Source organism: Devosia salina (assembly GCF_019504385.1).
GTDB lineage: Bacteria > Pseudomonadota > Alphaproteobacteria > Rhizobiales > Devosiaceae > Devosia > Devosia salina.
In genome coordinates this window covers 314,482-340,358 of record NZ_CP080590.1, presented here as the reverse complement: position 1 = coordinate 340,358, position 25,877 = coordinate 314,482, and the positions used below count along the sequence as shown (strand labels likewise).

Annotated in this window: 23 protein-coding genes and 1 pseudogene; 13 read left to right on the top strand and 11 right to left on the bottom strand. The window is 59.5% G+C overall.

The features are described from left to right. Nucleotides 1–8 precede the first annotated feature (8 nt). Genes K1X15_RS01650 through K1X15_RS01630 form a run of 5 tightly spaced genes read left to right on the top strand, consistent with a single transcriptional unit; the run spans nucleotide 9 to nucleotide 5,135 of the window. Complete coding sequence (locus tag K1X15_RS01650; protein ID WP_220305771.1) at nucleotides 9–3,200, top strand: Eco57I restriction-modification methylase domain-containing protein; 3,192 nt, start codon at nucleotides 9–11, stop codon at nucleotides 3,198–3,200. 9 nt (nucleotides 3,201–3,209) lie between these two features. Continuing rightward, a complete protein-coding gene (locus tag K1X15_RS01645; RefSeq protein ID WP_309207458.1) occupies nucleotides 3,210–3,563 on the top strand; it encodes a type II toxin-antitoxin system RelE/ParE family toxin in 354 nt (117 codons plus the stop codon). Then, a complete protein-coding gene (locus K1X15_RS01640) occupies nucleotides 3,560–3,847 on the top strand; it encodes a helix-turn-helix domain-containing protein (RefSeq protein ID WP_220305770.1) in 288 nt (95 codons plus the stop codon). Before K1X15_RS01645 ends, K1X15_RS01640 begins: the two co-directional genes overlap by 4 nt. Continuing rightward, the gene (locus tag K1X15_RS01635) at nucleotides 3,844–4,599 is read left to right on the top strand and encodes a hypothetical protein (RefSeq protein ID WP_220305769.1); all 756 of its coding nucleotides are present in this window, start codon (nucleotides 3,844–3,846) and stop codon (nucleotides 4,597–4,599) included. Before K1X15_RS01640 ends, K1X15_RS01635 begins: the two co-directional genes overlap by 4 nt. Continuing rightward, nucleotides 4,599–5,135, top strand: a complete 537-nt coding sequence (locus K1X15_RS01630; protein WP_220305768.1) for a type II toxin-antitoxin system VapC family toxin — start codon at nucleotides 4,599–4,601, stop codon at nucleotides 5,133–5,135. Before K1X15_RS01635 ends, K1X15_RS01630 begins: the two co-directional genes overlap by 1 nt. 21 nt (nucleotides 5,136–5,156) lie before the next feature. Here K1X15_RS01630 and K1X15_RS01625 read toward each other — a convergent pair whose 3' ends face one another. Next, nucleotides 5,157–5,615, bottom strand: a complete 459-nt coding sequence (locus tag K1X15_RS01625; protein WP_240549718.1) for a winged helix-turn-helix domain-containing protein — start codon at nucleotides 5,613–5,615, stop codon at nucleotides 5,157–5,159. A gap of 382 nt (nucleotides 5,616–5,997) precedes the next feature. Here K1X15_RS01625 and K1X15_RS01620 point away from each other — a divergent pair, with 382 nt between their 5' ends. Further along, nucleotides 5,998–6,690, top strand: coding sequence for an ArdC family protein (locus tag K1X15_RS01620; protein ID WP_220305766.1), 693 nt, complete (start codon nucleotides 5,998–6,000; stop codon nucleotides 6,688–6,690). A 187-nt stretch (nucleotides 6,691–6,877) separates the two neighbouring features. Here K1X15_RS01620 and chrA read toward each other — a convergent pair whose 3' ends face one another. Together chrA and K1X15_RS01610 are read right to left on the bottom strand one after the other, a co-directional pair. Then, the gene (gene chrA, locus K1X15_RS01615) at nucleotides 6,878–8,245 is read right to left on the bottom strand and encodes a chromate efflux transporter (protein WP_036744230.1); all 1,368 of its coding nucleotides are present in this window, start codon (nucleotides 8,243–8,245) and stop codon (nucleotides 6,878–6,880) included. Further along, complete coding sequence (locus K1X15_RS01610; protein ID WP_036744223.1) at nucleotides 8,245–9,066, bottom strand: chromate resistance protein ChrB domain-containing protein; 822 nt, start codon at nucleotides 9,064–9,066, stop codon at nucleotides 8,245–8,247. Before K1X15_RS01610 ends, chrA begins: the two co-directional genes overlap by 1 nt. A gap of 252 nt (nucleotides 9,067–9,318) precedes the next feature. On the opposite strand from K1X15_RS01610, the gene K1X15_RS01605 reads away from it, so the two are divergent. From K1X15_RS01605 to K1X15_RS01590, 4 genes and pseudogenes are all read left to right on the top strand, one after another. Then, entirely contained in the window at nucleotides 9,319–10,536 is a 1,218-nt protein-coding gene (locus tag K1X15_RS01605; RefSeq protein ID WP_036744225.1) for a tyrosine-type recombinase/integrase, read from the top strand. Continuing rightward, a complete protein-coding gene (locus K1X15_RS01600; RefSeq protein WP_036744226.1) occupies nucleotides 10,533–11,474 on the top strand; it encodes a tyrosine-type recombinase/integrase in 942 nt (313 codons plus the stop codon). The genes K1X15_RS01605 and K1X15_RS01600 overlap by 4 nt, the downstream gene beginning before the upstream one ends. Then, a complete protein-coding gene (locus K1X15_RS01595; protein ID WP_036744228.1) occupies nucleotides 11,471–12,463 on the top strand; it encodes a tyrosine-type recombinase/integrase in 993 nt (330 codons plus the stop codon). Before K1X15_RS01600 ends, K1X15_RS01595 begins: the two co-directional genes overlap by 4 nt. Before the next feature lie 113 nt (nucleotides 12,464–12,576). Beyond that, a pseudogene (locus tag K1X15_RS01590) lies at nucleotides 12,577–12,846 on the top strand (zincin-like metallopeptidase domain-containing protein); the annotation flags it as partial. A 137-nt stretch (nucleotides 12,847–12,983) separates the two neighbouring features. On the opposite strand, the gene K1X15_RS01585 reads toward K1X15_RS01590, so the two are convergent. Continuing rightward, on the bottom strand, nucleotides 12,984–13,721 hold the full coding sequence (locus K1X15_RS01585; RefSeq protein WP_220305765.1) for a hypothetical protein: 738 nt from the start codon (nucleotides 13,719–13,721) through the stop codon (nucleotides 12,984–12,986). Next, nucleotides 13,718–14,002: a hypothetical protein gene (locus K1X15_RS01580; protein WP_220305764.1), complete on the bottom strand. Its 285-nt coding sequence runs from the start codon at nucleotides 14,000–14,002 to the stop codon at nucleotides 13,718–13,720. The genes K1X15_RS01585 and K1X15_RS01580 overlap by 4 nt, the downstream gene beginning before the upstream one ends. 154 nt (nucleotides 14,003–14,156) lie before the next feature. Between K1X15_RS01580 and K1X15_RS01575 the strand changes: the two genes are divergently transcribed. Then, complete coding sequence (locus K1X15_RS01575) at nucleotides 14,157–14,816, top strand: hypothetical protein (RefSeq protein WP_220305763.1); 660 nt, start codon at nucleotides 14,157–14,159, stop codon at nucleotides 14,814–14,816. On the opposite strand, the gene mobF is transcribed toward K1X15_RS01575, so the two are convergent. From mobF to K1X15_RS01555, 4 genes are all read right to left on the bottom strand, one after another. Next, nucleotides 14,742–17,405, bottom strand: a complete 2,664-nt coding sequence (gene mobF, locus K1X15_RS01570; RefSeq protein ID WP_220305762.1) for a MobF family relaxase — start codon at nucleotides 17,403–17,405, stop codon at nucleotides 14,742–14,744. The genes K1X15_RS01575 and mobF overlap by 75 nt on opposite strands. A gap of 133 nt (nucleotides 17,406–17,538) precedes the next feature. After that, the gene (locus tag K1X15_RS01565; protein WP_220305761.1) at nucleotides 17,539–19,296 is read right to left on the bottom strand and encodes a type IV secretion system DNA-binding domain-containing protein; all 1,758 of its coding nucleotides are present in this window, start codon (nucleotides 19,294–19,296) and stop codon (nucleotides 17,539–17,541) included. Continuing rightward, nucleotides 19,289–19,879 (bottom strand): hypothetical protein, encoded by a 591-nt coding sequence (locus tag K1X15_RS01560; RefSeq protein WP_220305760.1) that lies wholly within the window; start codon nucleotides 19,877–19,879, stop codon nucleotides 19,289–19,291. Before K1X15_RS01560 ends, K1X15_RS01565 begins: the two co-directional genes overlap by 8 nt. Further along, nucleotides 19,872–20,747, bottom strand: coding sequence for a P-loop NTPase family protein (locus K1X15_RS01555; RefSeq protein WP_220305759.1), 876 nt, complete (start codon nucleotides 20,745–20,747; stop codon nucleotides 19,872–19,874). Before K1X15_RS01555 ends, K1X15_RS01560 begins: the two co-directional genes overlap by 8 nt. An 859-nt stretch (nucleotides 20,748–21,606) precedes the next feature. Between K1X15_RS01555 and K1X15_RS01550 the strand changes: the two genes are divergently transcribed. Continuing rightward, nucleotides 21,607–21,927, top strand: a complete 321-nt coding sequence (locus tag K1X15_RS01550; RefSeq protein WP_220305758.1) for a DUF736 domain-containing protein — start codon at nucleotides 21,607–21,609, stop codon at nucleotides 21,925–21,927. A gap of 62 nt (nucleotides 21,928–21,989) precedes the next feature. Here K1X15_RS01550 and K1X15_RS01545 read toward each other — a convergent pair whose 3' ends face one another. Next, complete coding sequence (locus K1X15_RS01545; RefSeq protein ID WP_220305757.1) at nucleotides 21,990–23,654, bottom strand: hypothetical protein; 1,665 nt, start codon at nucleotides 23,652–23,654, stop codon at nucleotides 21,990–21,992. Between the two features lie 29 nt (nucleotides 23,655–23,683). On the opposite strand from K1X15_RS01545, the gene K1X15_RS01540 reads away from it, so the two are divergent. Continuing rightward, the gene (locus K1X15_RS01540; RefSeq protein ID WP_220305756.1) at nucleotides 23,684–23,896 is read left to right on the top strand and encodes a hypothetical protein; all 213 of its coding nucleotides are present in this window, start codon (nucleotides 23,684–23,686) and stop codon (nucleotides 23,894–23,896) included. Between the two features lie 232 nt (nucleotides 23,897–24,128). Here K1X15_RS01540 and K1X15_RS01535 read toward each other — a convergent pair whose 3' ends face one another. Further along, nucleotides 24,129–25,754, bottom strand: coding sequence for a DUF3987 domain-containing protein (locus K1X15_RS01535; RefSeq protein WP_220305755.1), 1,626 nt, complete (start codon nucleotides 25,752–25,754; stop codon nucleotides 24,129–24,131). Between the last annotated feature and the right edge of the window lie 123 nt (nucleotides 25,755–25,877).

The following is a 25,877-nucleotide window of genomic DNA, read 5'->3' as shown; positions in this document are numbered from 1 at the left end:
GGAAGCGCATGCATCTCTTCAATCCCAAAACGCTCGATCGCCATATTGCTTACCCGGACAGTCTTCCTGCCAGTCACGAGGCCCTGCTGAAAGAGTGGAGTGAGCTCATCCGCTCGGGCCGTATCACCGGATTGAAGGAGACGGCCCTTCACGGCGACTTCAAGGCCAAGATTGTGGAGGGTGTGCTTGGCTATGTCAGCGCCGTCGTGTCCCCTGACCACACGGTGACTTCAGAACAGTCGATCCTGAGCGGTTCTGTCGATCTGGCCCTTGGTCATTTTGGGCCGCAGCGTTCCCAGATCCTTGCACCTTTCGAGCTCAAGGGAGCGCGTACCAAGGATCTCGATGCCATTATGCCTGGCCGGGCAAAGAGTCCGGTGCAGCAGGCGTGGGAGTACGCCACAAACGCGCCCGGTGTGAAATGGGTCGTCGTGTCGAACTATGTTGAGCTCAGGCTCTACGGCTTCGGCGAAGGCACGCAAGCCTATGAGCACTTCGAGCTCGCCAAGCTGACTGAGCCGGCTCACTATGCTCGATTTATGCTTCTGCTCGGGGCGGAGAACCTGCTGAGCGGCCAAACGGCCGCGCTGCTCAAGGAGAGCCGCCGCGAAGACCAGGACATTACCGACGCGCTTTATTCGGACTACAAATCCTTGCGCGGCGACCTCATCGCGGCAGTGCGCCAGGAACTACCATCTCTCGACGGTCTGAGCGCGATCGCAGCGGCGCAGACCATCCTAGACCGCATCCTCTTTACGGCCTTTGCCGAGGACACAGGGCTCCTGCCACGCCACATTCTCGAAAAGGCATTCGAGCATTCCGATCCTTTCAATCCTCGCCCAATCTGGGATAATTTCAAAGGGCTCTTCACCTCAATCGACAAGGGCAATCATCAGCTGAATGTCCCGCCGTACAATGGGGGACTGTTTGCCCCTGATCCCATCGTCGATCAGCTCAACATCCCCGACGCGGTTTGCGAGAAATTCAAAGATATCGGCGGCTACGACTTCAGCTCGGAAGTCTCGGTCACCGTTCTGGGGCACATCTTTGAGCAATCGATCGCCGATGTGGAACGTCTCCAAGCCGAAGCACGCGGTGATGAGGTCGAAGCTGAAAAGAAAACAGGAACGAGTGGTCGCCGCAAGCGCGACGGTGTCGTCTACACTCCAGACTACATTGCTCGCTTCATCGTCGAGCAAACGCTCGGCACGCACCTGGAAGAGATCTTTGCCTGCATCGTCAGGCAATTTGCGCAGAAGGGATCGAGCCTTGCTGATTACGAGGCGATCAAGTGGAAGCGTAAGAGCGCGCAACTGGAAGCATGGCAGGCCTATCGGGACCGGCTGAAGTCGCTGCGCATCGTCGATCCAGCCTGCGGGTCGGGCGTTTTTCTGGTGATGGCCTTCGACTACATGAAGGCCGAGCTCTTGCGCGTGAATGAGAAGATCAAGGAGCTGGCGCCCAGGGCTGAGCATATGGGCGATCTTCTCAATTACGTCCCCGACAGTGAGATCCTCACCAGCAATTTGTTCGGCGTCGATGTGAACGCCGAAAGCATCGAGATCGCGAAGCTTTCGCTTTGGGTGAAAACGGCTCGTCGCGGCAAGCCGCTTGACAGTCTTGGTGGCAATCTGAAGGTGGGCGACAGCCTGATCGAAGATTCCAATTTCGCCTATCTCTCGCACGGGTTTACCTGGGCGAGCGCCTTTCCCCAAATCATGGCCGAAGGTGGCTTCGATATCGTGCTCGGCAATCCGCCCTATGTGCGGATGGAGCACCTTAAGCTGATGAAGCCTTACCTAGAAAAACGGTTCGAGGTGGTGTCGGATCGGGCGGATCTCTACTGCTACTTTTTCGAGCGCGGGCTCAACCTGCTGAAGCCTGGAGGTCGGCTTGGATACATCTCGTCATCGTCTTTCTTCAAAACGGGCTCTGGTAGGCCGCTACGCGATTTTCTGCGCCAGAAGGCAACGATTGAAACCGTAGTTTATTTTGGCGATCTGCAAGTTTTTGAGGGGGTGACCACCTATCCCGCCATCCTCACCATGCGGCGCGAGGCCCCTTTAAAAGATCACACGCTTCGTTTTTGGACGGTCGACACGCTACCAGAATCTAACTTTCGTGCGAATTTTGAGAAAGGGGCGGCCACTTATCCGCAGTCTTCACTTTCCTCTGGGTCGTGGTCTCTGGAAGAGGCTGGGCTGCAGTCGCTGCGGCGCAAGATCCGGACAGGGCGGGAGCGATTGGGTGATGTTTACGGTGATCCGTATGCTGGCATAAAAACTGGGCGTAACGAGGCGTTTGTCATCGACCGCACAGAAAGAAACCGGCTTGTCGCCGCCGATCCGAACTCTGCGGACCTCATTAAGCCCATTATTTTTGGCAATGAGTTGGAGCAGTGGCACGTAGCGTCGGCTGAACGCTTCATTATATACATCCCGAAGTCAACCATCGATGTCCTAAAATACCCCGCAATCCTAGAGCGACTCTCCCAATTCAAGTCTAGACTGGAACAGCGGGCTGCTAAGCAGGAATGGTTTGAGCTGCAGCAGGCGCAAGCAGCGTTTGAATCTACTTATGCAGGCACGAAAGTTGTGTACCGGGACATCGCCAACCGTCCTAGCTTTTCCGTTGATAGCGGAAGCTACATCGACATGACGTGTTTTTGCTTGAAAGGCGCCTCCCACTATGAGGCCGCTTTACTCGGCTCCAACGTACTTTGGTTTGCACTCACGAGCGAAACAACAATAGCTAGGGGCGGATACTTCCGGATGAAGAGCCAATATCTGAGGTCGCTTCCTATTCCACTTGCTTCTGAATCTCAGAAAAACGAAATCGCCGCGATCGCTGAGTCCTGTCAAGCGGCAGCGGAAAGACGCCACGTCCTGCAGCGTGCCCCAACACGACGTATACCGGATATCGCTCCTATTGGAGCGTTCACGAATCTTTCAAACAAGCTCAAGAAGTGGTGGCTTTTGCCGGATTTCGCTGCATTCCGGTCTGAGGTCAAGAGGTGTCTGAAGGCAGATATCCCCCTGTCCGAGCGTAGCGACTGGGAAGACTGGATCGCCCGAGACAAGGCAGAAATTGCGCGCCTTTCGTCCGAGATCCAGGCCAATGAGCGCCGTATCAACGAGCTGGTGTATGGACTTTTCGATTTGACTGGTGAGGAGATCGAGCTGTTGGAGTCTAGCATCTGATGAGCACCCTTGCATTATTACGTCAGATTTGATATATTGATTTCATGGAAGATTGAAATCCTGAGTGACACGGTGCGGGCGGAGCTTGAAGCTTTGCCGGCTGACCAGATTGCCCGCTTCCTGCGGATCGGTGAGCTGATCCAGTCTTTGGGGCTGGAGCGCGTTCGCGAGCCCCACGTGAAGCACCTGGAAGGGCCGCTTTGGGAAATCAGGATGAAGGGCAGGGACGGCATATCCCGCGCTCTGTATGTCGTTGCCAGACCAAAGCGCGTAGTGGTGGTCAGGATCTTCGTGAAGAAATCCCAAAAGACCCCACGCCGCGAAATCGAGCTCGCCCTGAAGCGAGCGAAGGATGTGAGATGACAAGCTTGAACGAGCTGAAAAAGGATCTGCTGAAGCGTGCCGATGTGCGCGCTGAATATGAATCTCTCGCCGAGGAGTTCTCGATCGCGGAGGCGCTGATCCGTGCGCGGAGCGAGGCAGACTTGACGCAGACGGAACTGGCCGAGCGGATGCATACCTCGCAGTCCTATATCGCCAAGCTCGAAAGTGGACGGGTCAGTCCCTCGATGAAGGCGCTACAACGCTATGCTGCTGCGACGGGTTCGCGGCTGAAGATTAGCCTGGAGCGAGCGGTGAGCCCATGAAGGCGGACGAAAAAACACTCACGCTCTACATCAAAGCTTATTCGCCAAAAACCATTCCCATGGGGCGTCTGGCGAAGTACATGCAGGCATTTGCTGCCATGCTGGGCAACGAACATGGGGTTCATTTTGACCAGCTCAAGCCGGGCAGCACGCAGCTTGTCAGTCGCATTGATCGCGAAGAAATCCCTAAAGTGGATGAGCAGCTTGAGCGTGTCCGTCGTAGGGAAGCTGGCCAAGACGCTCTGAAGGCGTGGAACGAAATCGACCGGCTTCTCGCCGATGACAATGCCACCGGCTATGTCTACGAGGGTGAAAGTCCCACGGCCCAGATCATTGAGTTTCCGGGTGTCAAACGGCCAAAGCCGGTCAAATACGGGCCTTTCACGCAGGAGGGGTCGATTGATGGTATTCTGATCAGCGTGACGGGTGCTGACCAGACAATCCACCTTCAGCTACAGAATGGCGAGTTGAAGTATACCGGCATTGAAACAGACCGAGAAACAGCGCGCCGACTCGGGCATCACCTGTTCGAGCCAATCCGACTCCATGGAAGCGGGAGATGGATGCGAGAAGAAGACGGCATCTGGACGCTGAAGCGTTTCCGAGTTGCCACCTTTGCTATCCTCAAGAATCACGACCTTGCGGAGGCTGTTGAAGATCTGCGGGCCGCGCAGGGCAGCCATTGGGCCGAAATGGACGATCCGATCGCGGCGCTTGATGAGTTGCGGGACGGCAAGGATGGCCTTCACTGATGGTGGTTTTCGATACCTCCGTTCTGTTGCTGCTCATCGAGCCAAAGGCAAAGCCCCCGATTGATCCAGCGACCGGTTTGCCGGTCGAAAACGCTGCTGCCCGCATAGAGCATCTTGTTTCTGTACTGTCCGACGCCAGTGAAAAGATCATCGTGCCAACGCCGGTGCTGAGTGAAATCCTGGTCCATTCGGGTGAGGCAACCAATCACTATCTTGATGCCCTGAATGGGCAGGCCGTCTTCCGCATTGCAAACTTTGATCAAAAGGCCGCCATCGAGGCAGCGTTAGCGATCGGCGACGCGCTTAGACGCGGAGGAATTCGTATCGATTCTGCTGATCCTGAGGTCACGCGCGGTAAGGTCAAATTCGACCGCCAGATCGTGGCCATCGCGAAAGCCGAAGGGGCGACAACCGTCTATTCTGACGACACCGATGTTGTGAGATATGCGGAGCAGGCTGGGTTGAGAGCCTACCGAACAGCCGACCTTGATCTGCCCCCCGAAGACCCGCAGACTGCCATGGACTTCGATAGCTAGGCTTCCTTGAAAGGCTCAGCTCTACTCTGATAGCCGTCTCGCCTCCCGCAAGCCGTCCTCGCTCAGCTCCCAGATTCCACGATCGGAATCGCTGCGCATCAGCCCTTCTTTCTTTAGGTCATTTCTTTCCCAGCACACAGCGTTCCACCACCGTGGATCGCCTGATGAGACTGGTGCGAGATCGGCCGCTCCAAGCATAGAGCGCACCTCCGGTTCCATCCGATCGCGGATATCCTTGCTGAATGCGGCCCCTCCTAAATCAAGAAGAACGCGCATCAGAGGATTGCGGAATTCGCGTTGCGGCGTCTTCTTGCCCCTGGGCTTGGGCGCTGCCCGGATTGGCTTAGGCGGCGTTTTGCCCAGCGTTTTGTCCAATGCATCCAAGGCGGTCCGGATCACATCATCGGGCGTATCTTCTAAGGGACGCGCATACCTCTTCAACCGGTCCCAGGTGGCGTCGGAAATTCGAACAACGGGCATCACAGTAGCACACCATCCTCTTTGCACTGATGCGATTAGTAGTACCTTGTAACTAGGTTCTAGTCAATAGTTTGGGAGGGGGCGCCGTCCTCGCGCTGAATCCGGACGCTTCAACATTTGCCGGATCATGCTGGGTGTGCTCGATTGCGCTGCATTCATCTTCATGGGCGTCGCTTTCTCTCTCCAGCTTTCCGTCTGACCGCCGCGTGTGTCGCGGCCTTCCTTCGTGGCTTTCCTGGCCGAACCCTCCGCCCTCGCAACGGCATGCGCCGTCTTTTCGCTTCGCCCGCCCCTTTCGGGGTGCAAGGGCCGTCTGGCTCAGCCTCTTCGGTCGCCATCAGGCCGCGCCGATCGCGGCTCCAGGCAACGAAAGGAGAGACCCATGCCACGCACCCAAAAATTCGATGTCCATCAGGAGATCACCAACCGCATCGTCGATGCGATCGAGACCGCCGAAGACTTCCGGCTCCCATGGATCAAAAGCACGGCCGGCAGCTTTGCCCGCCCCGTCAACATCGCTTCGAAGAACCCCTACAATGGCGTCAACATCGTCAGCCTCTGGGTCGCAGCGTTTGTTGCTGAATACCCGTCCAACATCTGGGGCACGTATCGGCAATGGCAGGACAAGGGCTGCCAGGTCCGCCGCGGCGAGAAATCCGCGCTCGTGGTCTTTCATAAGACTCTGTCGGTTGAAGAGACCAACCAGGAGACCGGCGAAACCCAAGTCGGTGAGCGGTTCATTGCCCGGGCCAGCTCCGTGTTCAACGCAGCACAGGTTGAGGGCTTTGAATGTGCGCCAGAGACACTTCCAGACGGACCGCTATTCGATCCGATCGAGAAGGCAGAGCAGTTCGTTGCCGCCACCGGTGCAGTCATCGACGAGGGTGGCGAACATGCATGCTACATTCCCGGCTATGACCTGATCCGAATGCCGGATCGCAAGCGCTTTGTGGGCACAAATACAAGTGGGGCACGCGAGGCCTTTTACGCGACGCTTTGCCATGAGCTTGTACATTATGCCGGAAGTGGGATTATGCCGACTTCGCAAGCGCTCTGCTGTAATTGCAGGCCATAGTCCTCTTTGCGCTCGGCATAAACCGACGCCCAAACGAAACTCAAGGGAGCTGAGGAATTCGGTTAGGGGTTAGCGTGCCCACGATCCGATTGTCCGGGTGGGGCTTTGACGAAATGCGGCGTTGTCCCCTTATCAATCTCGTCATGGGCCCTTTGGCTCTCACTTGGATCGCGAGAGCGGATCACCGTTATGCAATGTTGGCCACCCCAAGAACCAGACCAGCCGCTGCGCACCCGGCGAGAACCGTCACTGGGCCGAGCTTGAAGCGGAAAACCGCGACAAGCGCGGCAAGGACCAACGCCGCAGCAGACAGGTTCATTGTGGACCAGACGGGCACATCGAGATCGAGGCCGAAAGACGTGATCGTCTGCACCTCATCGAAAACAACATGCAGACCGAACCAGACCGCAAGATTCATGATCACCCCCACGACGGCGGCCGTGATCGCCGTCAGGGCTGCTGTCAGCACTTTGTTGTCGCGCAAGCGCTCGATGAACGGGGCACCTAGGAATATCCAGAGGAAGCAGGGTGTGAACGTAACCCATGTCGTCAGCAGCCCGCCCAGCGTTCCCGCCATCAACGGCGACAGTCCGCCCGCATCGCGGAAGGCTCCCATGAAGCCCACGAACTGCGTCACCATGATTAGGGGCCCGGGCGTAGTCTCGGCCATGCCGAGCCCGTCCAGCATCTCGCCGGGGGCGAGCCAGCCGTAGTTCTGAACTGCCTCCTGCGCGACATAGGCAAGGACCGCATAAGCGCCACCGAAGGTCACCACGGCCATGACGCTGAAAAAGCCTGCGATCTGGGCAAAAACGTTGGCCGGACCGAAGACGGCGAACAGCAGGGCGACCGGGACCAACCAGAGCACGAGGAACGCTGCCGAGACGCGAAACGCCCACCCTCGGTTGACCTGCGTGTGAGCCGGCGATTCTTCGCCGAGGAGGGTGTCGGCGTCATCGACCTGGACCTTGCCCACCTTGCCGTGTCCGCCGCCACCATGAAATGCAGGCAGACCCGCACGGGCGCCGAAGAACCCGATCAAGCCAGCAATCAGGATGATGAGCGGGAAAGGGATGGCGAAGCCAAAGATCGCTACGAAGGCGGCGGCGGCGATGGTGACCATCGCCCCGTTCTTCAGTGCACGCGAGCCGATCCGGATGACCGCCTGCACCACGATGGCCAGCACCGCGGCCTTGAGCCCGAAGAACAAAGCTTCGACTGGCCCGACATTGCCGTAAAGCGCATAGACCCAGCTGAGTGCCATGATCGCCACGACGCCCGGCAGCACGAAGAGGACGCCCGCGATGATGCCGCCGAGGGTGCGATGCATCAGCCAGCCGATATAGACGGCGAGTTGCATGGCTTCCGGCCCCGGCAGCAGCATGCAGTAGTTGAGCGCATGAAGGAACCGCTTCTCACCCAGCCAGCGCTGTTCTTCGACGAGGATGCGATGCATGAGCGCGATCTGTCCTGCGGGGCCGCCAAAGCTCAGCAGGCCAATGCGGGCCCAGATGCGGGTGGCCGCACCAAGGGTTGGATATGCGCGGTCCTGCATCATTCTGCCTTCGGCTTGTTAGTGGGCCAGTTATGGGTCTCGTCGGTCGCGTCCCGTGCCCATCGATAAAAGGCGTCATAGAGGAGCATCCCGGCCTCTAGTTGTTCCAGATCGTCGGAATACATCCGCGACAGGCCGAGCGAAGCGGCAAGCAGACCGGCGGCTTCGGGTGCGAGGTCCATCCGAGCGGTATCGGCTCCGCGAACGATGGCGGCCAGGCGGTCGAGGGCGGGAATGCCTAGGCCGAACTCGGCCAGCATCACATCGAAGGTGCAGAGCTCGCCCCGATGGCTCCAGAACACGCCCTCGATGTCGAAGGGCGCGGCATTGTAGCGCTCGGCGACGCCCACCACTTCGGCGGGGGCAACGAACAGGATGATCGCACGGGGATCGAGAAAGCGCCGGATCAACCAAGGACAGGCGATGCGGTCGATTTTGGGGCGGGAGCGGGTGACCCAAATGGTACGGCCCTGCGCATCGCGCGCCGGCAACTTGCCTGGATCGATCAACGGGAGTCCGGCCGCTCGCCAAGCATCGAACCCGCCCTCGAGATATTCCGAGGAGCAGCCTTCGGCGCGAAGCCAGGCAGCCGTGCCCTGGCTGCGCCGGTGGCCGGCCTGACAGACGGCAATGGACGGCTGCCCACCGAGTTGTGACGCGAGCGCGGCGAGCGCCTGGTCATCGATCCGGGCGGCGCCAGGGAGCAACCGTGGATCGGTCGCGAAATCCTCCTCGGACCGCACGTCGAGCAAGAGCGGCGCTCGAGGGGTTCCGATGATGCGGGTGAGTTTATCGAACGAAATGGCATTGGGCGCAGGCATGTGCGTTCCTCCGTGGCCGGGGTTGAACAGGAACGCGATCTTCGGCTGGCGCCTCGTGGGGAGCTCGCAATCCCCATAATTTTAGATACGAAAGTCCGGGCAGCCACGTCAAGAACTCTATATGCGGGTCAGCGTTGAAGAGGTGACGTCGAAATATTGTCTTGGCCGCACGTGCCCTCAGATGAAGATCGACTGGTCACAAAGCGGGGATTTGGCGCGAAGTTCATTGCTCCACCAACATGGAGCACAGAAATGGAAAAATCCGATCATACATGCCTTGATCAGTATCTCGCATCATTCGAAGAAAGCCTTGCGTCCAGAAACTACAAACCGGATACGCTGAAAAATTATCGTTATTTGCTTCGACGCTTCGGTCGCTTGCTCGATGACGAGGCCATTGCACCGTCGGCGTTGACGCCAGATCTTGCTGTTGAATTGGGATGTCGATTGCCAGCGACACCGCAGAGCCAGATCAAGGTTCCCAATCTTGCCAGGCTGTTCGTCGCGCATCTGATTGAAATCGGCGTGGCGACACGACCGCCGCTGACACCTGCGCAGGCCGAGCGCGCAGAGCTGCTGAGCAACTTCGAAACCTATCTTCTGCGGCAACGCGGTCTCAGCCCGCGTACGATCTATCACGTGCTCCGGTTCGCGGATCGCTTTCTCGACCATCGCTTCGGCGACAATGTGCTCGACCTGCCGGCGCTGAACGTGCGGGATGTCGTGGCGTTCATGGAGCACCTTCTCTCACGCAAGCGCCCGTTCCGCGACAAGACGCCGGCCACGCATCTGCGCAGCTTCTTCCAGTATCTGTTCGCCCAGGGCCTCACGACGACCAACCTCTCGCTCTGCGTCCCCAGAGTCCACAAACCTTGGGGCGCGAGGCTCCCTCGTTATCTGTCGCCTGATGAGGTGGAGGCCGTCGTCGCGTCGGTGCGCACCAATCCGCGGCGTGGTGCCCGCGACTACGCCATGCTGTTGCTGATGGCTCGTCTCGGCCTGCGTGCGCCGGAGATTATCGCGATCCAGTTGGATGACATCGACTGGCGCGCCGGCGAACTGATGGTTCGTGGAAAAGGGCAGCAACATGACCGGTTGCCAATCCCGCCGGACGTCGGCGAAGCCATCATTCGGTATTTACAGGAGGAGCGAACTTCAGCGACCACGCGCATGTTGTTCGTGACGCATCGAGCGCCCAACCGTCCGTTCAAGGACAGCCAGGTCATCAACACGATATTGAAGGAGGCGTTCGCGGCGACGGGCGTGAAGCCCCCGACACCCTATGTGGGATCGCATGTTCTGCGCCACAGCCTGGCGACGAACATGGTTCGCGCCGGTGCGTCATTGGAAGAGATCGGCGATCTGCTGCGGCATCGATCGCGGGCGACGACGATGATCTACGCCAAGCTCGATACGGACGGGCTGCGCTCCATTGCCCAGCCTTGGCCTGTTGCGGAGGTGGCACGATGAGCTTCCTTGCCGAAATGGACTGCTATCTGACCGTCAGACGACAGCTCGGCACTGCAATGACCACGGATGGACGGATATTACGCCGCTTCGTCACCTTCGCCGACAGCGACGGCGCGCTGCACGTCAGCGCCAACCTGATCATGCGCTGGCTCGAAAGCCTTCCCTCTGCAAGTCCCGGAACACGGGCAACACGCTTCAGGGTGGCCCGCCAGTTCGCCGAGTGGCTGCATGGACAGGATCCCAGGCACGAGGCCCCGCCCCGGGGATTGGTGCCCGGTCGCGTTCAACGTGTGCATCCATATATTTATAGTGACGCCGAAATCGTTGCGATCATCGAGCATGCGCGATCGCTGCCATCGACCTACGGGATGCGCGGCCTGACGTGCTCGACGCTGTTCGGTCTGATCGCCGTGACGGGGCTCCGCATCAGCGAAGCTCTCGGTCTCGATCCTGCCGATCTCGATGTCGAATCCGGTGTGCTTCATGTCCGGCAGGGCAAGCTCGGCAAGGAGCGGTTGCTGCCGCTGGACCCGAGCGTCGTGGAACGGCTGGAAAGCTATAGTCGCGAGCGGGACCGGCTGCTCGGGCGCAGGCCGGAAGCGTTCTTCGTGACCTGTGAGGGGCGTCGTCTTGGCGACTGCGGTGCGCGCTACAACTTCGCACATGTATGCCAGAAGATCGGGCTGCGAGAGCGGCAGCTTTATCTTCGGCACGGCCGTGGCCCGCGCATCCATGATCTTCGTCACACCTTCGCGGTGCAGACCATGCTGAGTTGGTATCGGTCGGGCAAAGACGTCGGTCGCGAGATGATCAAGCTTACGACATGGCTCGGTCATGCAAACACCGCCCACACATACTGGTATCTGGAAGCGGTCCCGGAACTGCTGGAACTGGCCTCCGCTCGAATAACAGGCGCGGCGGCGGAGGAAGGTCGATGAAGGCGACCAACTTCCCCACGCTGATCCAGCGCTTCTTCACTGACCGGCTCTGCACGCAAATGGAAGCGAGCCGCCACACCGTCGCTGGCTACCGGGACACATTCCGGCTGCTGGTCCGATATGCAAGTTCACGATGTGGAAAGCCGCCCACAAAGCTCACGATCGAAGATCTCGATGCCGATCTCGTCGCCGACTTCCTGACCCATATGGAAACGGCGCGCGGCAACACGGCCCGCACCCGCAATACGCGTCTTGCAGCCATCCGGTCATTCTTCCGATACGTCGCATTGACCGACCCGGGTTGGTTGCTTCATTGCCAGCGCATTCTCTCCATGCCGAACAAGCGATATGTGAAGCGCAGCGTCACATTCCTCGACGCTGATGAGATAGCGGCGCTGCTGGCCGCGCCGGATCGAACGACCTGGGTCGGGCGGCGAGATCACGTCCTGCTGGTGCTTGCACTCCAGACCGGGCTAAGGGCGTCCGAACTGGTCAACCTGCGCTGCAAAGACGTGGTTCTCGGCACCGGCGCTCACATCCGCTGCATCGGCAAGGGGCGAAAAGAACGAAGCACACCCCTTCGTCGCGATACGGCGAAACTGATCCAGGTCTGGGTAGGCGAACGCCGCGACAGCGACGGGCCATTGTTCCCGTCAATCCGAGGCGAGCAACTCAGCCGGGATGCTTTGGAGCATCTGGTGCGGAAGCATTGCCTGACGGCATCACGAGCTTGCCCGAGCCTCGCCGGCAAGCGAGTCACGCCACACACGCTGCGCCACAGCACTGCGATGGAACTGCTGCACCATGGCGTCGACCAGTCTGTAATCGCCCTCTGGCTCGGGCATGAATCCGTGGAGACCACTCAAATCTATATCCACGCCGACATGCGGCTGAAGGAAAAAGCGCTCGCTCAGGTCGCCAACCCGGAAACGCATCCGGGGCGGTATCGTCCTAACGACGAGTTGCTCGCCTTCCTGGAATCGCTCTGAATATGCCGAACCGCTGCATGGCCGAACCTCGGCAAACCAGCCACCGCACTCGGCCATGCGGCATAATCCCACTTCCGGCATAATGGGCCTTATGCCGATATCGGCATAAGGTCCACTGGTCAGGCGCAAAATCCAGACTCGATCGGGATCTTTCAGGTCGCTTTGGCAAGGAAGCCTATGCTGCCGAAGAGCTGATTGCCGAACTTGGTGCAGCATTTCTGTGTGCCGATCTGGGACTGACGCCCACGCCCCGCGCCGATCATGCCAGTTATATCAAATGCTGGCTGGCCATTCTCAAAAACGACAAGAAGGCGATCTTTTCGGCTGCCGCCAAGGCATCCCAGGCTGCAAACTGGCTCTTGGTGCATGGCCAGGCGGGATAACCCCTTGCATCACAGTCGGGCACCCTGCGCCATTCCATTCCCGGGCTCTTGCCTCTGGAATGGTTAGGCTGCAGGACAGTCAACAACATTGCCAAGGTCATTGCATATGCAATCTTGCACCGTATTCCATTTTGCCCTCATCGGTCGACACGAGAACGACCCCGGTCGCCGCCAAGGAGATACTGCGGAATCGCTGGAACGACGGATCGCAGCGATCCCTGGGCGCATTGGGCTTGCAGCATGTCGGGGTCAATATTGGCAATATCGGTCCATTGGTTGCGATACCAGAACTCTATGTGCTGTGAAGGGATGCTGACGTGCTCTCCCGAGGCAAGCGCGACAACGTGGGCCAGTCCGAAAGGGGTAAGCTGGGGATTGAGGTCGGGAATTATAGTGCCTAAGGGCAAGTGCGAGCGGTGTACGCGTGAGATCACCGGGATATGTTTCAGTTCGTACGACTTTAGCTCACCGGTAACATTTCGGGCATGATCCATTTCCATGTAGGAAAAGTCCCGGATATGGGTGAGCTGGAATTCACGCACCAGATTGTGATTGTCCCAGAAATAGATGGCGCGAAGGCTCGACCCGGTGCGCGTCATGCGATCGAGCTTTTCCATGATCGCATCGATATACGCTTTGTTGGCGTCACGGTGACGCAAAATATTGTCCAGCGGGATTCTGTATCCATGACCGTCAGCCTTAATGCGGTCCGGAAGCCAGTCTCCAAAGCTATGAAGGTAGTCGACTCGATAAACATAGCGCTCATCGGCACAGTACCTTCTCGGGCGAAACCGTTCGTAATCGAGGGGCGAAACTTTCGGCGGCATGTCTACAAGCGGAAATGGACATCTTGGCAGGGCAAAGGTGAGGGTCATTCGCTGTCTCCGGTTATGTCTTGTGGGTTGGTTTGTCGTGTGTTTGCTGATCCGGCCCGCAACCTTGCCCTAAGTTTGGCGAGCACTTCCTCATCCGCCTTGGCCTCGGCGAGCTCCCTTTCGAGCCGGCGCACGATGGGGACAAAGGCTGCGGCATTTCTGCCGGCCCGTTCCACGACCAGTGCAAGGCGGTCAAGATATCGTTCGCAATGGTCAACATCACGGGGGATGGTTTTGGTCGGCGGATTGTTGGGCCTAAGCTTTGCGTCATCAGCGCTCATGGCTGAGACCTAGCGCGGCTCGCGCTGCAGATATCTGGCAGGCTTTGTGGGCACCCTGATCTGGCACCTGAACATGCTCGAGAGCACACGGGCGGAGATAGTCGGGGGTGGAAGCCCGCGTCCCTGAGCGGCTCAGGATCTGGGCGAGTAGGACGTGGCGCTCTCCGTCCTGGACCGGCCGCTCCCGATCGGTGAGCAAACGGGCCGCTTTTGCGCCGGTATCGGGCTCTGTGGCATCAAAAAAGACCTCGAGCCCATGCCTGTGACGGCAGGCCACGACAAGGATGTCGTGGCGGTCCATGGATGTATCAGAGATCAGAAAAGACTGGTCGGTCGTAAGGCCCTGAGACCCGCAACTGGTGGTCGCGCATGCGTGGGCAAGCTGGGCGCGACCCTCCACTTTGGCACGCACAATCAGCGTTCCGGTCAGATCGGTCGTGACATCGAGCACGCGCCCGGCCGTGCCATGGATGACCCCGAGTTCATCCTTGCGCGCGAGATATCGGATGTGATCACCCGCCGCGAGAGCGAGCTGATGGGTTTGACCGAGGGGGATACGGCATCTGACCGGCACAGGTCAGACTGGCCAAGCTCGTTTTTGGCGCACAGTGATTCGCGGGCGCAGGCACTGATCGCTTGGACTTTGGCGTTGGTCTTGGCCATCATCAGGGTTGAGCGGTCCGCGTGGGCGGACCGTTCGACCATAGGCGATACTGACTTGCGGCGCTTCACGTTTGCCTCAGTCAAGGCTGATCTCCCTGACCTGCACGCGCTTTCTGGCGTCATCCTGTTGCGCTTGCTCCCGCGACGCTGACAGGAGGGGAAGCGGAACCTGCGGCTCCATCTGCGGCGCGAAATCCTGGGTGGTGCGCTTGAGTCGTGCCCGCGCCAGTTGCGTCGCCAGAAAGTCCAGACGCTCATCGAACTCTTTCGCCTCACCTCGTCTGCGCTCGCTGAGTGGCAGGCTGGCCTTCAGACTGGTTTCGACCGCCCTACGATCGATGACGAGCTGGGTCTGGGCACGGGCCCGGCTGGCGGACACATAGATGTCGTGGCGATCCATGCCTGGCGTCACCCAGACGACAGCCTGGTCGACGGTGGTTCCCTGGGCGAGATGGATGGTGCTGGCATAGGCGTGGGCAAGCTTTGCGCGTCCCTGTTCGTCGGCGATTTCGTCAGGCGAGAATCGGACGCGGCCATTCTGGGTCGCAACGGTCAATTCGACGCGCGTTCCGCTACGAATAGATTCGATCCGGCCTTCCGTACCGTTGACGATCTCACCGCCGTCCAGCGTTGCGCGCGTGAGGAAGCGCACACGATCCCCCTGGGCCAGCGGCAGGGTTACTTCCTGATGCGATGCGCTCACAGCTGGCAGGAGCAACTCGGCTCCGACGATCTGGCCCCGGTCGCGTAGACGCCTGCGCACTTCAGTCGATATCGCTCGGACCTGCGCGTTGCTCTTGGCAATGATCAGTGCAGAACCGTTTCCCGCGCCGACCCTGGTCTGCTCCCAGGCATCGACGAGGGCTTTGACGGTGGCGGCAGCACCATCGGCTTCGAGGACTAGTCCTCGTTCGCGATATGCCGCAAGCGCCTCGCGCGCGCGGCCCTTGCCAAAATGAGTGATGGCATCGCGAGCCCATTGCTCGTGTTGGCGAACGATCTCATCGACTTTCGAACCCGACATTGCGTTGGCGACGAGCCGCAAGCCAGAACCGGCGCCCACGCTCTGCAACTGGTCGCGATCCCCCACCAGGATCAGACGGCTGCTGCTATCGCCGTTTGCCTGCGCCTCGCTAAAGGCTCTGAGCAGGGCGTGCATCTGACGGCTCGAGAGCAGACCGGCCTCGTCAACGATGAGGACCGTACCGGCGGTGATGAAGTCGCCACCGGTCCGGGCGACGGCGAGCCAGGAGTCGATGGCACGGGCTTTGATCGCAAGATCATTGCGTAGGGCATTGGCGACTCGCCAGGCCGTGGCGCCGGCGATGACGCGATGGCCTGTTTCCTGAAGAGCCTCGGTCACTGCCTCGAGCAATTTGGTCTTGCCAGACCCCGGTGCCCCCTCGATGATATGGATGACCTGCGCGGTAAGGGTTGCCCGTGCGGCCGCTGCCTGTTCGTCATTGAGTCCATGCTCGGTCACCAGCTCGTCGACGCGTCCGGCATCAAGCGCTGCGCCTGGTATGGCAGTCAGCTCGCGCACCATCTGGCCGATCTCGCGTTCGATCCGGAGCATTTCGGGGGTGGTCAGGATTTCCTGGCCGAACCGGTCACGGTCAAGCACGACATATTCCCCCTCAGCGATCATTCGATCGACTTCGGCAGCCACATGACGTGGGTCCTCACCAGTGCCAACGTAAGCCGACGCTACTGCGGCATGCAGATTCCGCCGTTCGAACGTTGACTCGTGCTCCGTCAATGCTCCGGCAATCTGAGCAAGGCGGTCCGCAAGGCTTTCCTTGTGTTCCGGCTGAGCGAGGCTCGTCGCGATCAAAGTAGTTGCGTCATATCCCTGTTCGGTAACGCGGTCGCGCCAGCCAACATGCCGATCCTCGGCCTGATGCTGCTGCTTGATCTTGCGCGATTTGCGTGCGACTGAGGCCGCGACCGAGGGCGCATCCATGCTCTGCATGCCGATGGCAGCAAGTTCGTCCGCAATCTCATTCCGGCGCGCCGAGAAATATTTAATGAGATCGGCGGGAACGCCGCGGATTTCGAAAAGGCCGTTCTTGCCTGTTAGCTCGATCTTGAAACCAAGTCGCATGAGCTCGAACGCCAACACGGCATGATACTGAGCACCCATGGCCATTTTCCAGGCAAACAGCGCCGTTCCGTCGAGGGCTCCAAAGCCCCCATTCTGACGCGGGCCGGCGTTAATGATCACGGTATGCGTATGAAGGTTTGGGTCCTCAAAAACCCGTCCGTCCGTGTGTTCGGCTGGACGTGATTCGCCATGCTGGAAGCTGGCGACCGTTAAGCGGGTTTTTTCCCGGTGGACACCGTTGCGTCCGAACCGGCAAAAGGCAGCGTATTTTTCGGCGATTTCGATCGCTTGAGCGACTGCCTTGGCCTGGGCGTCTTCCAGCCTGGCGCGAAAGTCATCATCGGCCATCGCCCACAAGAGGGCGAAACTCTTGGGCGCCGAGAACGTCGCATCGTATCCGCCGATGCGGCGACGGGGGCCGCCGACGCCGACGGTGGACAGGAGGGCTGAACCGTCCGGACGCAAGCCGGCATGCAAGAGCTCAAAAGGCTTGGACTCAACAATGCTGCCGACCGAAAGCAAAAGTCCCCCGGCGGTGAGAATCCACCGGCCTGCCGGTTCCCGCCCACCGACGTAGTATTCAGTTGTCTCGGTGTAATATTGGGCGGAGGTGCCCGCCGCGATTGTTGCAACCATTTCGCCTGCTCCCTTTCACAGGCGAAACTAGAGGGACTGAAATCCTGGCTTCCGGGCACCCCCTCCACTTAACGGCGCAGCCGCAAACCAAAATCCCCGGCCACACCTCAAATAAGCTGCATCGCTCCTCACGCTAAAGGCCAGGCCAATCGCTGAATTTCCATTCCACAACATAGACATCGTCGAGCCCAATGACCGCAGCGCGGATCGATTTGCCGCCTCGCCAGTCAATTGTCAGCCCCAGCGTTCTGGTCATCTGACTGGCGGAAAACGCCGCGACCTGATGAAGCGTCTGTGTCTCATCCTTTCCTGACCTGATTGCATAGGTTGCGCTTCCCACCATCGAGGTGGAGATGCGCTCGGCGCTCTTGCCCGGTCGTACCTTGCAGACAATGACTTTGCCAAAATTCTCGGTCAGGGCTTCGGCCGCTGCAGGCGACATTTTTTCTTCCAGCTGTGCCTGGCTTTGTGCACTTGCTACCACTCTTATGCCGCGGGACCGTCCAAGCGACGCCAGATCCGAAACATCCTTGGCCGCGGTACCGATGCGCGGGAGTTCGTCAGCAAATATCCATATGCCGTGATCGATGTTATCTTCGAGATGGCGGCTCAGCAGATCGCTCGAGACCGCTCGTACCATGGCGGCAAGAAGGCGTCCGGAAAGCTCGCGGTTTCCCAGATCGTGGCGTAGGATAAGGACGCGGCGTCCCTTGCCCGTAATCCAGGCTCTCAGTGACACTCTTGGCCAGCCTTCGGCTTCCAGATCGGCGCAGGTCTGAACGAGATCATCAATATGTGAAACCATATTGAAGAGCGTCGAGAGTGCCATCGACGACGGCTCGCCATCGCGACCGCGCAGCATTTCGGCAACTTGTCGCATGGTCGGCGCGAGTTCGGCGGCAATTTCTTCAACCGGGCGAGAAATGGACTGTCTAATTTCGGTCCACCCCCAGCTTCTGCCCCGGGACTGGACCAGCTTGACGAGTAAGGCGGCGAGCAGCAGCCGTGAAGCAGCAGACCAAACGGGATCCTTGGACGCCGGAATTAGCAGGGCAGCGACGCGCGATGCAGTCATGCGGCTCGTAACATCCCCGCCGATAGCCCAGATGCCGCCACCGGGTTCCATGCCCACGACATTAGCCACTGTTTTGCCGAAAAGACGCACCATTCGATCGATGAGGTTGCCTTTGACATCGACGCAGAGGAGCCGGTCACCGCGCTCGATCGCCTGCCGCATCAGCCCTTCCTCGATTACGCTCTTGCCCGATCCCGGCAGTCCCAGGATGAACATCGATTCATGCTCCGCCCGCCGGGGCAGGAAAAGGCCCGGCGCCAATTTCACACCACGACCGGCCTCAGCGACAAGTCTGCGCAAATGATTGGAGGCGCCTGCGACGGCATCACTGAACCAGCGCACCTGCGGGCCGTCGACCCAGGTCGCGCGGCGGCGATAGGGCGCCCGGTTCACCACATGGCGGAATACCAAGATTGCAGCCGCCAAGCTCGCCGCTGCCGTGCCCGACAAGCGGAGCGAAATATCGGCCAGCAAATCCCATTCAACAAGTCGAGCGGGCAAAGCCAGAACAAAGCTGATCGGATAGGCGAGCCATAGCATACCATTGAACGGCAGCATTATCAGACGCTCGACAGGATTGGCGGCGTCTGCAAGTTTGGGAGTCGCATCCATGGCGGCAAGACCGATGATGGACAACAAGCCTTCATGGCCGAGGACCATTATAGAGGCAGCTGTCGAGTTCCAGCCATAGACCGGCAGGACACCGAATAAAAAAGCGGCGACAATCAGGCCTATGAGGACAGAAGCGCCAAACGCGGCTCGACGGCCCGGCCAAACGTCGGGCACCGGCGTGAGGTCGTGATCTTTGTTACTCATTACTGCCTCCCGAACGGCTAATACGAACGAGCGTGCCCCTAGGCAGGGGTTCGTAGGGGAAAAGAGTTGGGTTGGCGGCGGCAAGCACCGCCGGCGGCATGTCCACGAGCACGGCAACCTGATCAATGCCAAGACCATCGGTCCGAACTTCAAAGCTGCAGCCATCGCTCCAGCGATCAAGACGCTGGCAAAGGCCCATCTGCTCAGATGAGAAGAGGCCAACGTGATAAAGACCCCAACGGACGGGACGTTCGACGGCCACAGCGGTCACGGTCAGGGCGACGATGCAAATCACAGCCTCGATCAGCAATTGGATGAGCGAGGGAATGCGTTTGGTCCTGTTCGAACTGGATGACGCGGGGGGCGTGATCTGGCCAGACGCAGCGCCGACGGTTTCGTTCGCCTGCCCCATCGCCGCCGCGCGCAGCTCGCGACCGATTCGCTTCAGCGTCGAAGCTGGCAATTTGGCGATCTCTTCTGGCGACAATCTTGACACGTTCCGGCGCAGGAAGAGACGCGCGGCCTTGCCGCGCGCTCCGTTCCGGGCGATCCGCCCCATCAATTTGGCAGGGATGCTAGCCATTGGACCTCTCCACGTCGAAGCCGACAATCTGACCCAGACGCGGCCAGACGTATCCGAGGAAGTCTGAGACGTCCGCCTGAACCGCCACAGCCATGGCGCGCGACAAACCGAGGCGCGTCATCAGTTCTTCGTCGGTCGCCATGACCGCATCGATGAATGTCATCCCGGCGGATTCGAAGAGCGGCCAGGCGCCTTCCGCCACTGCCGGCAACTGCAGATGGCGCCGGCCCTTCATGGCAGGCTGGATGCGCTCGGCGAAGGTCTTGTGGGCGGGGCTCGTCGTCGTAAAGCGGAAATTGCCGCCATATGCATTAAGGACAGGTACGATCTCGGCCGCGGGATGGACCTGAATCAGGTCATCGATCATCGCCGCAGTCTGCGTCATCGCGCTGTTGTCCGCCGTCGTTACCGCCAGCGCCACCACTTTCACGCCCTTGTCGGCCAAATGACGGTCGAAGCGGGCGCGGGCGACGAAATGGAGCAGTGCACTTGTGTTATGGCCGGCGCCGACATCAACCACCAGCACACCGTTGCTGGCAACGATCTCCTCAATCTTATGGTCCAGCGGTTCGAAAACACGCACGGACGCAAGCAGGTCCGCGCGAAGGTCTTCCGCCGATGGCGCCGCGATCGTGGTCGTCAGCTCCGGATAGAGAGCCGGAAGTGTGGGCGCGCGATCGATCTGAACGATCGAAACATTACGTCCGGCGGCCAAGCAGCCGTCGATCGCCAGGCGACCGACCGTTGACTTGCCGATTCCGCCCTTCGGGCCCAAGCAATAGGCGACGGTCGGAACTTCGACGGCAGATGCCGTCTGGCCCTGGGTCGGAGAGACCGGCGGCTTGCCGGTGGTATTCTTGCTGCTCATGATTTGCTCCTTGAGCGTTGATGACGCCCACGAGAAAAGCACGCTGAAAAATGTCTCTTCCGGGCACCCCCCCGAGTTAAACGTCAGGGGTGTTCGGGTCAGGAGTTTTTGTTCCAAATTTTGCGGCAGAACGCTGCGGAATCAGGGGATTGCATGTGTCGCGCCAGATTGTCTTCTGGGGCATTGCGGGGGACCCGGCGCGCCCCGCGCGGGAAGCTCCCTGCCAAAACTGACAAAATTACCAAAAATATCGCGAACGCCGTCAGTGTCAGATATGCCTAGGCAATTAGGCAATGGCAGGCAAACGGTGTTTTCCCGGCGGCTCGCAAATTATCCGATACGACCAGCTGCTGTTGCTACTGGCACCCTGATGTCGCCCCATATCGGCGATGTTCCCCATGCCCGAAATAGGATGGATCCGATGTCCCCAAATTGATCCAACCCGTTCAAGCCTGCATTTTAGGTGTCCTGGCCTTGCGACTACTTCCGTCAAATCGTCGGAGCCCAAAATTCCGGTTGCGTGCAATCGCTTGCCAAAAACCTCGGTGGCGATTTTGAAAGCCGGGGGAGCCCCATACATTATCCTTGTTCTACCGCCGACCCGGCTGAATGTGTCCTCTTTCTGGCCTGATCTGGACTCGAATCGGCTTCGCCTCGACCGTCTTGCCGCAACTGCGCCGCCCGACTTTCTTCCCCTGACGGCCTATGCCGCCATTCCTCGCGAGGCAAGAAAGACGGTCCTCGCTGTCCTCCGTTTCACTCCGGTCGCCAAAGCGATGCGTCGCCGGTCGTTCGTGTCCCCAAGATCGCCATCGAGGCCGCAATCAGGCGGTCCGAAACCAGACCAAGGAGATTTCAAATGGCAACCATCGGTACCTTCAAAAAGACTAACTCCGAGTTCGTCGGTGAGATCGCTACGCTGAACCTTCAGGCCAAGAACGTAAAAATTGTTCCCGAGACCACCTCGACCAACAACGATGCCCCCTCGCACCGCCTCTTTGCGGGCCGCGTCGAGATCGGGGCAGCGTGGACGAAAAAGTCCAACGAGGGCCGAAGCTACCTTTCAGCCAAGATCGACGATCCGAGCTTCGCCGCCCCGATTTTCGCAAATCTCTTCGATGATGAAACCGGCGCTACCGCCAGCCTCGTCTGGTCTCGCCCGAACCGCAAGCCCAGCTAGATCAACTCAGGGCCGCTCCGTCGGGGCGGCCCGAAGATCCGGCCAACGCCAATAGCACGCCTTTATCCAGCGTCCTCGTTCACAATAGCGCTCACTGTCTTCCAGAGCAGCCAAGCGTCTCCCGATGTATCGAGCGCTGTGAGAACAGCCTCAATGACTGCGTCGTGGCGCTGAGCCCCCCAAGCCATTATCGCCGGATAATGCTGCAACTTCATTTGATATCGTTCGAGTTCGCTCGGAACATCGGGCACGCCGTTCGGCAATCCTCCAGATCGTCGCTTGATGTCGGACTTGTAAACAACGCCCTCATCAAATCGAGCACCGAGTTCGCGATACCAGTCGAGCGTCGGATTGGCGATCTTCTCGAGCATTTCATTTCTTAATGGGCCGTAATTGCCACCGCGGTCGAGCAACTGCTCATGATAGGCAAAGAACATTTCGGTGAGAGCACGCAATTTCACCGAATTGTCGCGAAGTCTCCAAAGTTGTTCCAGCGTGCGGCGGCGCCCTTCGTTGAGGCGACCGGTGGTGTCTCTAATGTCTTCGGAAATTCGCATAACGGGCGAGCCGCGATCGAGGTAATGCGCCTGTAATGGCCCTGGAAGATCTTCATCTGCGTCGTCTGGATCAACCAGATGGGCTTCTGGAATATCAATGCCATGCGCACGCAACCGACCTTGGAGTATGCCGAACACCCGGCGCGCATGCTGAGCACCCTCCAGAACCAGGTCTACGGCCTCCTGCTTCAAATCGCCCTTTATGTCGTCGGGCATGAGGATATCGGGCAAGCTTTCGCCATTTCGGGTCGGTGCGAGTACCTCGAACAGCGCAATGCCAAATTCTGCAAATGGATTGGGCTTGGTCCAGCTGGCAATCGTTTCATGGGACTGATTGTTTCTGTTTCGATCCGTCATGGCAAACTCGATCTCGAGAAAGCGGGCAGCGCGGCGTGCAGTGACCGCGAGGTTCTTACGGGCACCTTCTTGGCCTGCCAGCAAATTTCTCACAGATCGCAAGCTCTGAAACACTCCACCCATAAAAGGTTCGGCATTCTCGATTGCTTTACGCGGCTGATCGTCCAGGTGCCAGGTGACCGGATCGGTGCGGAGAACGGCAGGAGCTCCAAACTTACTCGCAAAAGCAAATTTCCGCTTGAGCTTTCGTGCATTGGATTTTCCGTCATCGGTCAGATGGGAAGGATCGTGAAAACCGAATACCGTTTCGTCATGCTCCTCAGGCACGCCCTCATTCAGATCAACGTTCGTGCCGCCCAAAGGGCGGAACTTCAGGTCCTTGCGTTGTCGACCGTCCGGTGGCTCGACATGTGAGACAAGAACCGGGCCGAGTGCGCCCTTTTGTGCGAGAGCGTTTATGACATCGCTCGTAATTGGACGGTCGCGGAGTTTTGGCTGCTTGCTGCCGGGCACCATATCCCAGCCGAGGATTTCGCCAATTCGCTCTAACTGCTCGATCACACCAAAGCGACCGCGCGGTCGCGAACCAAGTTTGGCGTTCTCAGCCTTGGCCGCGGGCTCAAGCGCAAGATTCCAGTCAATCGCTGACGCGATGTAGGTGGCGAGCAGATCCGAGCTTTGCGAAAGACCCATCGTGCGCCGATGCTGGCCCATTCCCTCAAAGACCGCTGTCGCGTATTGAGCGAAGTGCTCTGCCTCGCCTCTCGCGAGGGGCGTGTTTTGAATGAGATCAGAAATATCTGTGGCATCCATGGCGCGTCCTTTTTGGCAATTTTATCGACATGGGTTTCTATTCTTCGTATTCGGCCGATGGGCTTTTATTGAATTTGCGTGCTTCTCTGAGCCTGTCTGCCAGCCTGCCAGAAGTCGACATGTGCGTGACCGTGCTATTTCCAGACCGCGCAGGCATTGGAAGCGGCTTCGGAGAAGCGCTAGGCAAGGCCTGTGAGCGGGTCGGCTTCACCTTGTTTCGGCGATACACCGCATTGACCTGACGCCAAGACAGTGGGGCCCCGTCCTTCTTGGTAATTCCCGCACGCGCAAGCGCCGCTGCAATAGATGGCCACGTGACACCCTGCGCTACGAGGCTGTCAAAGGCATCCAGGCGTTGCCGAACGACCCGTTCGAAGGGAACGTCACCCGGCCAGTCAACGAGAAGTTCGTCGTATCGTCCTGCCATAATTGCACCTTTGGTATACGAGGGGGGCGGTGCCGCCCCTCTCAAACTTACTTCCGCGCCATCGCCAGAAGGGCGGGGTGGACGATCCAGTCGCTCGAGGGCCGACCGCGCCCGGGGCGCTGCGGAGCCGGCCTTAACACTCCGCGCTGTTCGAGTTCTTCGATCGCCTCTCGCACGGCCAGCGCCTGGGTCACCGGCGAGCCGCGACCACGCATGATATCCGCACGAGCGTTGACCATCGGCTTTCCGCTACGCGCGAGAAAACGCGCCAGGGCGGCCGCGTCCGAAGGTTTCGTATCGCTGGCGGCGAATACGCGTTCCGCCATAGGCAGGATATAGGTGTCGACGATCGCGATAGCGCTCGTCATGGCGTCGGCACTCACCACATCCGGTAGGCCGGACTTCCCTTCCATCACATGCGTCGCGATCTGCAGGATACCCGCCAGGCGGAGCGCATACTGTCGCCCACGCCCCAATGCCGAGGAAAACAACTCGCTGCTGAACATCTGGTCAGTTGTCCACTTCTTGGCGGCCATCTCCAAGGGCGCCCGAGCATCGGCCGCAAGCGGCACCGCGGCCGAATACCCATGTTCGTTGGCCGCGGGCTGGATACCCTGCAAAGCTGAGAGGACGCCCGCCAAGTCGTCGATCGGACCCGGATTATCTCCGAGTGCCGCAGAGGGCACAACATCGGGATGGACCCAGAAGAAGCGCGCGGCAAAGCCATCATCGCCGTGTCGCATGAGATACGACAAGCGGCCCGGCTGCACAGCTCCCAGCACGCTTAGCAGCAGCTCCGGGATCAGCTTCCGACCTTCCGACTTTGTACTCACGACGACGGGATTTCCATCGAAGCCCTGCAGAAAAAGTCCACGCGACCTGGCCGGCTGGCTCGATGACAGATAACCGATCGCGCCCGAGAGCTCATGAGTGACCAGCATGCGCCCGGACCGGTCGGCGCTCAACTCCTCGATCAATCCCGGCCCGGTCGTTTCGGTCAGCAAGAGCCTCCCACCCCGTGGTCCCTCTCGGTAATCTTCAGGCGCTTCGAACTCCACGGCCAAACGTTCCGCAACCTTCGCACGGATTTTTACGTTGAGGCGATCGAGAGCCGCGTGGCTTGCGGCCATGGCCGCACCGCTCACGCTTGCTGTCAGATCACCGTCCAACGCGCGCAAGCGCGTCTCGACCATGCCGATCGCCTGACTCTTGCCCGTCGAAGGCGCTCCGACCAAGGCAACGTAAATGGCCAAGGGCTCAAGAGTGCCATCGAAAAGCTGAACGCGAGCACGGTTGCCAATGGCTCCGGACAAGGCCGCCAGAATGGCGAAGGCGACGAAGTCCACGACCAGGCGCCGCGCCAGCGCCAGCTTGGCAACGAGCTCTGCCAAGGGCTCGGGCAGTTTCTCGATCGGAAACACGGGAGCCGGCGCGGCGCGGCTAGGATCAAGGAAGCTCCAGTCGATTTCGACCGCCCAGCCGTCCGAGTCGACACTTTCAACTTTATTGTCGTTCATTTCCGCGATCGCAAACGGACTGATGGGCGCCTGCGCCACGGCCGGCACCGGAGACGGTGCGTCAGTCGACTGCTGCGGCAGATCGTTCTCGATCGTCGAGCTCAATTCCGTATCGGCCGCCGCTTTGCTGGCCGACTTCTTGATGGTCTTACGCATGATACATTCTTTCTCCACGCCATCCGTGGTCGAGAGCACTGGCCCAGCGCGATTCGTCGGGCCTGTCCTCTTCGTATCCGCGCAAACAATCCCGCCTCCGGGTACCCCCCCTACTTAAGCTCG

Excerpts from the sequence above, each read along its gene's own strand:
- K1X15_RS01650 (WP_220305771.1), top strand. The coding sequence starts at position 9 with ATGCATCTCTTCAATCCCAAAACGCTCGATCGCCATATTGCTTACCCG.
- K1X15_RS01640 (WP_220305770.1), top strand. The coding sequence starts at position 3,560 with ATGACAAGCTTGAACGAGCTGAAAAAGGATCTGCTGAAGCGTGCCGAT.
- K1X15_RS01635 (WP_220305769.1), top strand. The coding sequence starts at position 3,844 with ATGAAGGCGGACGAAAAAACACTCACGCTCTACATCAAAGCTTATTCG.
- K1X15_RS01630 (WP_220305768.1), top strand. The coding sequence starts at position 4,599 with ATGGTGGTTTTCGATACCTCCGTTCTGTTGCTGCTCATCGAGCCAAAG.
- K1X15_RS01625 (WP_240549718.1), bottom strand. The coding sequence starts at position 5,615 with ATGCCCGTTGTTCGAATTTCCGACGCCACCTGGGACCGGTTGAAGAGG.
- K1X15_RS01620 (WP_220305766.1), top strand. The coding sequence starts at position 5,998 with ATGCCACGCACCCAAAAATTCGATGTCCATCAGGAGATCACCAACCGC.
- chrA (WP_036744230.1), bottom strand. The coding sequence starts at position 8,245 with ATGCAGGACCGCGCATATCCAACCCTTGGTGCGGCCACCCGCATCTGG.
- K1X15_RS01610 (WP_036744223.1), bottom strand. The coding sequence starts at position 9,066 with ATGCCTGCGCCCAATGCCATTTCGTTCGATAAACTCACCCGCATCATC.
- K1X15_RS01605 (WP_036744225.1), top strand. The coding sequence starts at position 9,319 with ATGGAAAAATCCGATCATACATGCCTTGATCAGTATCTCGCATCATTC.
- K1X15_RS01600 (WP_036744226.1), top strand. The coding sequence starts at position 10,533 with ATGAGCTTCCTTGCCGAAATGGACTGCTATCTGACCGTCAGACGACAG.
- K1X15_RS01595 (WP_036744228.1), top strand. The coding sequence starts at position 11,471 with ATGAAGGCGACCAACTTCCCCACGCTGATCCAGCGCTTCTTCACTGAC.
- K1X15_RS01585 (WP_220305765.1), bottom strand. The coding sequence starts at position 13,721 with ATGACCCTCACCTTTGCCCTGCCAAGATGTCCATTTCCGCTTGTAGAC.
- K1X15_RS01580 (WP_220305764.1), bottom strand. The coding sequence starts at position 14,002 with ATGAGCGCTGATGACGCAAAGCTTAGGCCCAACAATCCGCCGACCAAA.
- mobF (WP_220305762.1), bottom strand. The coding sequence starts at position 17,405 with ATGGTTGCAACAATCGCGGCGGGCACCTCCGCCCAATATTACACCGAG.
- K1X15_RS01565 (WP_220305761.1), bottom strand. The coding sequence starts at position 19,296 with ATGAGTAACAAAGATCACGACCTCACGCCGGTGCCCGACGTTTGGCCG.
- K1X15_RS01560 (WP_220305760.1), bottom strand. The coding sequence starts at position 19,879 with ATGGCTAGCATCCCTGCCAAATTGATGGGGCGGATCGCCCGGAACGGA.
- K1X15_RS01555 (WP_220305759.1), bottom strand. The coding sequence starts at position 20,747 with ATGAGCAGCAAGAATACCACCGGCAAGCCGCCGGTCTCTCCGACCCAG.
- K1X15_RS01550 (WP_220305758.1), top strand. The coding sequence starts at position 21,607 with ATGGCAACCATCGGTACCTTCAAAAAGACTAACTCCGAGTTCGTCGGT.
- K1X15_RS01545 (WP_220305757.1), bottom strand. The coding sequence starts at position 23,654 with ATGGATGCCACAGATATTTCTGATCTCATTCAAAACACGCCCCTCGCG.
- K1X15_RS01540 (WP_220305756.1), top strand. The coding sequence starts at position 23,684 with ATGGGTTTCTATTCTTCGTATTCGGCCGATGGGCTTTTATTGAATTTG.
- K1X15_RS01535 (WP_220305755.1), bottom strand. The coding sequence starts at position 25,754 with ATGCGTAAGACCATCAAGAAGTCGGCCAGCAAAGCGGCGGCCGATACG.